The sequence below is a fragment of the Streptomyces sp. NPDC056734 genome (assembly GCF_042790455.1).
Classification (GTDB): domain Bacteria; phylum Actinomycetota; class Actinomycetes; order Streptomycetales; family Streptomycetaceae; genus Streptomyces.
The window spans coordinates 246,847-254,622 of record NZ_JBHTZD010000011.1; the positions used below are offsets into that span (position 1 = coordinate 246,847).

General features: G+C 74.3%; 7 protein-coding genes. 4 read left to right on the plus strand and 3 right to left on the minus strand.

Going from position 1 to position 7,776, the window contains the following annotated elements:
• Window positions 1–79: 79 nt before the first annotated feature.
• A complete protein-coding gene (locus ACFRFC_RS19130) occupies window positions 80–487 on the plus strand; it encodes a PPOX class F420-dependent oxidoreductase (protein ID WP_382688333.1) in 408 nt (135 codons plus the stop codon).
• Here ACFRFC_RS19130 and ACFRFC_RS19135 read toward each other — a convergent pair.
• The 3 genes from ACFRFC_RS19135 to ACFRFC_RS19145 form a co-directional block, all read right to left on the minus strand.
• The gene (locus ACFRFC_RS19135) at window positions 429–1,529 is read right to left on the minus strand and encodes a TRM11 family SAM-dependent methyltransferase (protein WP_382688336.1); all 1,101 of its coding nucleotides are present in this window, start codon (window positions 1,527–1,529) and stop codon (window positions 429–431) included. The genes ACFRFC_RS19130 and ACFRFC_RS19135 overlap by 59 nt on opposite strands.
• Before the next feature lie 304 nt (window positions 1,530–1,833).
• On the minus strand, window positions 1,834–2,334 hold the full coding sequence (locus ACFRFC_RS19140) for an SRPBCC family protein (RefSeq protein ID WP_382688339.1): 501 nt from the start codon (window positions 2,332–2,334) through the stop codon (window positions 1,834–1,836).
• On the minus strand, window positions 2,331–2,786 hold the full coding sequence (locus tag ACFRFC_RS19145) for a metalloregulator ArsR/SmtB family transcription factor (protein WP_382688342.1): 456 nt from the start codon (window positions 2,784–2,786) through the stop codon (window positions 2,331–2,333). Before ACFRFC_RS19145 ends, ACFRFC_RS19140 begins: the two co-directional genes overlap by 4 nt.
• Before the next feature lie 205 nt (window positions 2,787–2,991).
• On the opposite strand from ACFRFC_RS19145, the gene ACFRFC_RS19150 reads away from it, so the two are divergent.
• The 3 genes from ACFRFC_RS19150 to ACFRFC_RS19160 all read left to right on the plus strand — a co-directional run bounded on the left by ACFRFC_RS19150 (window position 2,992) and on the right by ACFRFC_RS19160 (window position 7,681).
• Window positions 2,992–4,689 carry an ABC transporter ATP-binding protein gene (locus ACFRFC_RS19150; protein ID WP_382688345.1) on the plus strand — a complete coding sequence of 566 codons (1,698 nt, stop codon included), beginning with the start codon at window positions 2,992–2,994 and terminating at the stop codon, window positions 4,687–4,689.
• The gene (locus tag ACFRFC_RS19155; RefSeq protein WP_382688348.1) at window positions 4,686–6,524 is read left to right on the plus strand and encodes an ABC transporter ATP-binding protein; all 1,839 of its coding nucleotides are present in this window, start codon (window positions 4,686–4,688) and stop codon (window positions 6,522–6,524) included. The genes ACFRFC_RS19150 and ACFRFC_RS19155 overlap by 4 nt, the downstream gene beginning before the upstream one ends.
• Window positions 6,525–6,616: 92 nt before the next feature.
• Window positions 6,617–7,681, plus strand: coding sequence for an iron-siderophore ABC transporter substrate-binding protein (locus tag ACFRFC_RS19160; RefSeq protein WP_382688351.1), 1,065 nt, complete (start codon window positions 6,617–6,619; stop codon window positions 7,679–7,681).
• Window positions 7,682–7,776 lie beyond the last annotated feature (95 nt).

The following is a 7,776-nucleotide window of genomic DNA, read 5'->3' on the forward strand; positions in this document are numbered from 1 at the left end:
GTGCGTCGGGTGTGCTGTTCGTTCGCGTTCATGTGAGCATGGGTGATCGTCCATGTCGACCGAAATCGGAGGAGACCCCGTGTCCCGACCGCCTCTGCCGCAAGCCGCGCAGGAGATGCTGGCCCGCCCCAACCCGTGTGTGATGGCCACCCTGCGCAAGGACGGCACGCCGGTGTCCACGGCCACCTGGTACCTGTGGGAGGACGGCCGGGTCCTGATCAACCTGGACCGGACCCGGGTCCGCCTCAAGCACCTGCGCAACGACCCGCGCGTGACCCTGACCGTCCTCGACGAGGGCAACTGGTACAACCACGTCACCCTGATCGGGCGGGTGGCGGAGATGTACGACGACGAAGGGCTCACCGACATCGACCGGCTGGCGGACCAGTACCTGGGCACCCCCTACCCCAACCGGGTGAGCCCCCGGGTCAGCGCCTGGATCGAGGTCGACCGCTGGCACGGCTGGGGCGATCAGAAGGACAGCTGACCGGCCGCAGCCGCACCACGAACGCCTCGGCCCCGGACACCCGGACCCGCTGGACGTGCGCCGGGGACAGGCCCGCGTCCAGCGCCGCCGTCAACTGCCCGGCGCCGGGCAGCAGCACCACCGCCGTCCCGTCCGGGGCGAGCAGCCGGCGCAGCTCCCGCCACCAGCGCTCCGGCGCCCCGGCGAGCGCGCCCCGGGCCGGGACCTGACCGCCCCACGGCGGATTGCACAGCACCCGGTCCACGCTCCCGTCCGCGAGCGGCAGCCGGCCCGCGTCCCCGCGCTCCACGGTGACGGGCAGCCCACGGGTGTTGGCGCGGGCCGCGTCCAGCGCCCGCCCGGACAGGTCGAACCCCAGACACCGGGCCGCCGGTTCGAGCACGGCGGCCTCCGCGAGCAGGGTCCCGGCGCCGCAGCACGGGTCCACGACGACCGCGCCGGGCCGCAGTTCCGCCAGCGCGGCCATCGCCGCCGCCACCGGCGGATGCAGGGTGCCGGGGACGGTGTGCCGTTTATAGGCGCGGCGGTGCAGCGGCCGGTCACCGGCGCGCAGCATCAGCGTCGCGTGCTCGCCGTCCAGGGTGAGCCGCCAGCCCCAGTGGCCCGGCGGCACCGCAACGCCCTCGCGCCGGGAGTGGTGGGGCACGCCGATCCGCCGGGACAGCGCCTGTCCCACGGCGTCCTCGGCGTCGTACCGGTTGAAGCCGCGGCTGCCGAGGAACGACGCCGAGACATCGATGCCGGTGGGGGCGGCCGAGCCGGTGGCCGTGCGGCGCAGGCGCAGCAGGGCGGCGGTGTCACTGCCGGTGACCAGTTCGGTGAGGAGGCCGAGGGACTGCCGGGCCGGGCCGATGTCGGGGCGCCGGGCCGCGAGCAGGAACACATCGTCGGCCGTGCGCGGCGACGGCACGGAACCTGAGGTGCGGAACCGGACTTCGCGGTGGCGCAGGCCGGTGACGGCCGTGTCCGGGAACCGCAGGACCTCGGCGGCGACCGCGGATTCCAGACCGCGGACACACCGCGCCACGAGAGGCGTGTGCATGAGTGAGAGGCTTCTTCCACATCAGCGCCCGGGACAGCGCTCCGCTGCCCCGCGTCGCCGGCGACGGGGGATCCTCGCTTCGCCGACGGGGGCTAGCGCAGGGGGAAGAAGTACGTCGTCATGCGGGGGAGTGTAGAGGGGGCGGACGACGGGACGCCCGTGGTTTTCGAGGGGGCGGGCGTCAGGCCATGCCAGGGACGATGGACGGGCGTCAGGGCTCGGTCATGGACCACAGGCGGGCGTCAGGGCTCGGCCAGGGACGACAGACGGCCGTCACGGCTCGGTCAGGGACGACAGGCGGGCGTCAGGGCTTGGCCAGGGATTCGAAGTACGCCTTCTGGGCCGGGTAGTAGTCGGCGAACTCGGGGCGCGGGGTGTCGGTGCGGGCGGCCGTCAGCATGTCGAGGTAGTACTCCCAGCCCGGTCCGGTCGAGCCGAGCTGCTCGATGTCGGTCAGATGGTGGACCAGCTGGACCTCCGTGGTGCCGGCGGACTCGGTGAGCCGTAGCTCCATCGACCAGGCGCCGGCCGCGTCCTGGGTGGAGACCGCGAGGCGGTGGGGTGGCTCGCAGGCGTCGATCCGGACCGGGAACCAGTCCGCCGACTCCTCGAAGCTCAGCCGCACCTCGATCGTGCGCCCCGGACCGGGCTCGCCCCGCCAGGGGCCGAACCAGCGGGCCGTGCGCGCGGACTCGGTGACACTCGCCCAGACGTCGGCGACCGGCGCGCGATAGCTGCGGGCGAGGATCAGGTCGTGGCCGGTGGGCGTGCGCTCCAGCCGTCCGGTGGGCTCCGAAGTGGTCATGCGGTGTCCTTTCGGGGGTGGGAAGAAGGGTGGGGTGGTGGGTCGGCCCTTGGTTGGTCAGGTGCGGCGGTGGGCTTGGGCACGGGAACAGGGGCGGGTGCCGCGGTCGGCTCGGTGTGGCGGCGGTCCCGGCGGGTGCGGTGGACCTCCGTGTCCAGCGCGTCCAGCCGCTGCCGCCAGTCGGGGCGGGTGCCGCCGAACTGGGTGAGCCAGCCCGCCAGCTCGGTGAGCCCGGCGGCGACCAGGGAGTAGCGGCGGTGCCGGCCGATCCGCTCGTCACGGACCAGCCCGCTCTCGCGCAGCACCCGCAGATGACGGCTGACCGCCGGGCGCGTGATGGTGAACCGGGCGGCGATCTCACCGGCCGTGAGCGGGGTGTGCCGCAGCATCACCAGGATCTCCCGGCGTACGGGATCGGCGATGGCCTCGGCGACATCGGACAGGTCGTCCATGGCTGAAGCGTAACCCATGGGTTACGCATTAGGGGAGCGGTGCGGGGCGGGCCGTCGATCCGGGCGTCGGAACCGAACCGTGATCAAAGGGCAACCACCCGTTGCCCACAGGGCTAGCCTGACGCCCGTACATATAGTTAGGCTTACCTAAGTCTTTGTGTGGTGGCCGATCCGCCGCGCTGTGGAACACCGTCCGGGGGGATGCGTGAGGAGAGCCGACCCACGGGGCCGGAAGCTGCTGCGGCGCGCTGTCGGGGGGCAGCGGCGCGACGTCGCCTTCGGCGCGGTGCTGGGCATGGGCCATCAGACCGGCGAGGCCCTGGTGCCCGTCGTCATCGGACTCGCCGTCGAACGCGGGGTGGTGGACGGCGACGTCCCCGGACTGCTGCTCTGGCTGGGCGTCCTGGCCGTCGCCTACGTCGGCCTGTCCTTCAGCTTCCGGTTCAGCGCCCGCGCCGGGGAACGCGCGGCCGTGACGGCCGCCCACCGGCTGCGCACCGAGCTGATCGGCCGGGTCCTGGCACCCGAAGGCGGCGCGGACGAGGGCCGGTTGCCCGGTGAACTCGCCAACACCGCCACCGAGGACGCCCGCCGGGTCGGCGCCGTCGCCATGGCGCTGATCGTCGCCCTCGCGGCCACCGCCGGACTCGTGGTCGCCGCCGTCGCCCTGCTGATGGTCTCCGTCACCCTCGGACTGCTCGTCCTGCTCGGCACCCCGCTGCTGCTGTGGCTCGGCCATCTCCTCAGCGCCCCGCTGGAGCGGCGCAGCGAGACCGAACAGGACCGCGCCGCCCGCGCCTCCGGCGTCGCCGCCGACCTGGTGGCCGGACTCCGGGTCCTCAAGGGCATCGGCGCCGAGACCGCCGCCGTCGCCCGCTACCGCAAGGTCAGCGGCGACTCCCTGTCCGCCACCCTGCGCGCCGCCCGAGCCGAAGCCTGGCAGCAGGGCGTGGTGACCATGCTCACCGGCGCGTTCATCGCCCTGGTCGCCCTCGTCGGCGGACGGCTCGCCGCCCGGGGCGACATCGGGCTCGGTGAACTCGTCTCCTGCGTCGCCCTCGCCCTCTTCCTCATCGGCCCGCTCTCCGAGTTCTCCTGGGTCAACGCCGAACTCGCCCAGGGCCGCGCCTCCGCCACCCGTATCGCCGCCGTCCTGGACGCCGAGGGAGCCGTGCCGAACCCGCCCGCCACCGCACCGCCCGCCCGCACCGGGCGGCTGCGCCTGCGCGACCTGTCCTACGGCGGTGTCCGCGGCCTCGATCTCGACATCGCGCCCGGGGAGATCCTCGGCGTCGTCGCCACCGACCCCGCCGACACCACCGCGCTGCTGCGCTGCCTGGCCCGGGGCGCCGACCCGGACACGGGGGCCGTCGAACTCGACGGAACCGACCTGACCGCGCTCGCCCTCGCCGACGTACGCGCCGCGATCCTCGTCGCCGAGCACGACGCCGACCTGTTCGAAGGCACCCTGCTGGAGAACGTCACCGCCGCCCTGCCCGACCGGACCTCGGTCCCGGTGGCCGCCATGGCCGCGTCCGGCACCGACGAGGTGGCCCGCGCCCTGCCCGACGGCCTGCACACGCCCGTCACCTCCCGGGGCCGCTCGCTCTCCGGCGGCCAGCGCCAGCGCGTGGCCCTCGCCCGCGCCCTCGCCGCCGACCCGCCCGTCCTGGTCGTCCACGAACCGGCGACCGCCGTCGACGCCGTGACGGAGGCCCGGATCGCCGACGGCATCAGGGACGTACGCCGGGGCCGCACCACACTCCTGGTCACCAACAGCCCCGCCCTGCTGGCCGTCACCGACCGGGTGGTCCTGCTCGACGGCGGCACGCTCACGGCGAGCGGCACCCACACCTCGCTGGTCCGGGAGTCCGGCACCTACCGCACGGCGGTGCTCGCATGACCGAGCCGCGGCCCACCGAATCCCAGCCCACCCCCCGTACCGACTCGCCCCCACGACCCCGTACCGACTCGCCGGACCTGCTCCCCACCGCCACCGGCGCCCGCACCCGGGCCGCCGTCGCCGAACTGCTGCGCCCGATGCGCGCCTCCGCCCTGCTCGCGCTCGCCGTCATGGTCGGCGCCACCGCCATCGGCCTGCTGGTGCAGCCGCTGCTGGGCCGGATCGTCGACCTCGCCGCCGACCGGGGCTCCGCCGACGCCGTCACCACCACGGCCGCCCTGCTCGTCGCCGTCGCCGTCGCGCAGGGCCTCAGCACCGGATACGGGCTCTCCCTGCTCTCCCGGCTGGGCGAGACCGCCCTCGCCCGGCTGCGCGAACGGTTCGTCGAACGCGCCCTCGCGCTGCCCCTGGAGCGGGTCGAGAAGGCGGGCGCCGGAGACCTCACCGCCCGGGTCACCGCCGATGTCTCCCTGATCGCCGAGGCCGTCCGCAACGCCCTGCCGGAACTGGCCCGCTCGCTGCTCACCATCGTCCTCACCTTCGGCGCGCTGGCCCTGCTCGACTGGCGGTTCCTGCTGGCCGCGCTGCTCGCCGTGCCGGTCCAGGCGGCCACCGCCCGCTGGTACGTGCGCCGGGCCGTACCGCTGTACGCCGCCCAGCGCGTCGCCGCGGGCGCCCAGCAGCAGCAGCTTCTCGACACCGTCGCGGGCAGCTCCACCGTGCGGGCGCTGCGCATGGAGGGCGAGCACACCGAGCGGGTCGCCGCACGGTCCCGGTCCGTGGTGGAGCTGACCATGCGGGGCGTCCGGCTCGTCCTCGGCTTCTACAGCAGGCTGCACATCGCCGAGTACATCGGGCTCGCCGCCGTCCTGTTCACCGGCTACTGGCTGGTCCGCGACGACGCCGCCTCGATCGGTACGGCGACCGCCGCCGCCCTCTACTTCCACAGCCTGTTCGGGCCGGTCAACGCCGCCCTCGCGCTGCTGGACGACGCCCAGTCGGCGACCGCCGGACTGGCCCGCCTCGTCGGCGTCACCGACCTGCCCGCCGCGCCGGACGCGGGACACGCCGTGCGGCCCGGCGGCGTCGATGTCACCGTGCGCGGACTCGGCCACGCCTACCGGCCCGGCCACCCCGTGCTGCACGACCTCGACCTGACGATCCGGCACGGCGAACGCGTCGCGCTGGTCGGGGCCAGCGGCGCCGGCAAGACCACCCTGGCCCGGCTCGTCGCCGGTATCCAGCCGCCCACCTCCGGCACGGTCCTGGTCGGCGGGGTGCCGCCCACCGAACTCGGCGCCAGCGGCACCCTCGCCCTGATCACCCAGGAGACCCATGTCTTCGCGGGCCCCCTCGCCGACGACCTCCGGCTCGCCAAACCCGACGCCACCGACGGTGAACTGCGCGCCGCCCTCGACCGGGTCGACGCCCTCACCTGGGCCGACGCGCTGCCCGACGGACTGGACACGGTCGTCGGCGACGGCGGCCACAAGCTCAGCGGCGCCCAGACCCAGGCCCTCGCGCTCGCCCGGCTGATCCTCGCCGACCCGCCCCTGGTGATCCTCGACGAGGCCACCGCCGAGGCCGGCAGCGCCGGGGCCCGCGCCCTGGAGAAGGGCGTCGCCCGTGCCGTCGACGGCCGCACCGCGCTGATCGTCGCCCACCGGCTCAGCCAGGCCGCCGCCGCCGACCGGGTCGTCGTCATGGACGGCGGCCGGATCGTCGAGAGCGGCACCCACGACGGGCTGCGCGCGGCCGAAGGACGCTACGCCGCCCTCTGGAACGCCTGGTCGGACACCCGAGACACCCGCGACACCCCCGACCCACACCCCTAGCCCCCGCCCCCACCCCCCCCACGTCGTACACCCCCCACGTCACTCCTCCGCACGACCCCGCTCCACAGGAACCCGAAACCGAAGGACCACCGATGTTCCGCTCCCGCAGGGCGCCCCGGATCGCCGCCGCGCTCGCCAGTGCCACCCTCCTGTTCGCCACGGCCGCGTGCGGCGGTGACGACGACTCAGGATCCGACTCCGCGGCGACCGGTACGGAGGGCAGCTCCTCCGGCGCGTTCCCGGTCACCCTCGACCACAAGTACGGCAGCACCACCATCGAGTCCGAGCCCCAGCGGATCGTCACCGTCGGCCTCACCGACCAGGACTCCGTTCTCGCCCTCGGCGAGGTCCCGGTCGGCACCACCGAATGGCTCGGCGGCTACGACGGTGCCGTCGGCCCCTGGGCCGCCGACAAGCTCACCGGTGCCGAGACCCCGACCGTGCTCACGGACACCGGGACCGGCCCGCAGGTGGAGAAGATCGCCGCCCTCGACCCCGATCTGATCCTCGCCGTGTACGGCGGGCTCACCGAGGAGCAGTACGAGTCGCTGTCGAAGTTCGCGCCGGTCGTCGCCCAGCCGAAGCAGTACAACGACTACGGCGTGCCGTGGCAGGAGCAGACCGAGATCATCGGCAAGGCGCTCGGCAAGGAGGACGAGGCCGCCGCCGCCGTCAAGACGACCGAGGACGCGATCAGCTCCGCCGCCGCCGAGAACCCCGAGTTCAAGGGCGCCTCGGCGGTGGTGGCCACGCCGTACGAGGGCATGTTCGTCTTCGGCAGCCAGGACCCGCGCTCGCATCTGCTCGGTGACCTCGGCTTCAGCCTGCCCGCGGACCTGGACGAGGTGATCGGCGACCAGTTCGGCGCCAACATCAGCGAGGAGCGCACCGACCTGCTCGACCAGGACGCCGTGGTCTGGCAGGTCACCGACGTCACCAAGGACCCCGGCACCCTGCACGAGAACGCCTCGTACAAGGACCTGAACGTGGTGAAGCAGGGCCGCGAGGTCTTCGTCTCCGAGAGCAGCGACTACGGCAACGCGCTGTCCATGGGTACGGTGCTGAGCCTGCCGTACGTCGTGGAGCGGCTGGTGCCGCAGCTCGCGGCGGCCGTCGACGGCGATGTCGACACCAAGGTGGAGCAGCCCGCGTCCTGACGCCGGACGGACGCAAGGGGGGAGGGGGGGGGCGCCGCCGCCCCCCCCCCCCCCCCCCCGGGGGGTGGGGGGGCCGCCACCCCCCCAGGGGAACC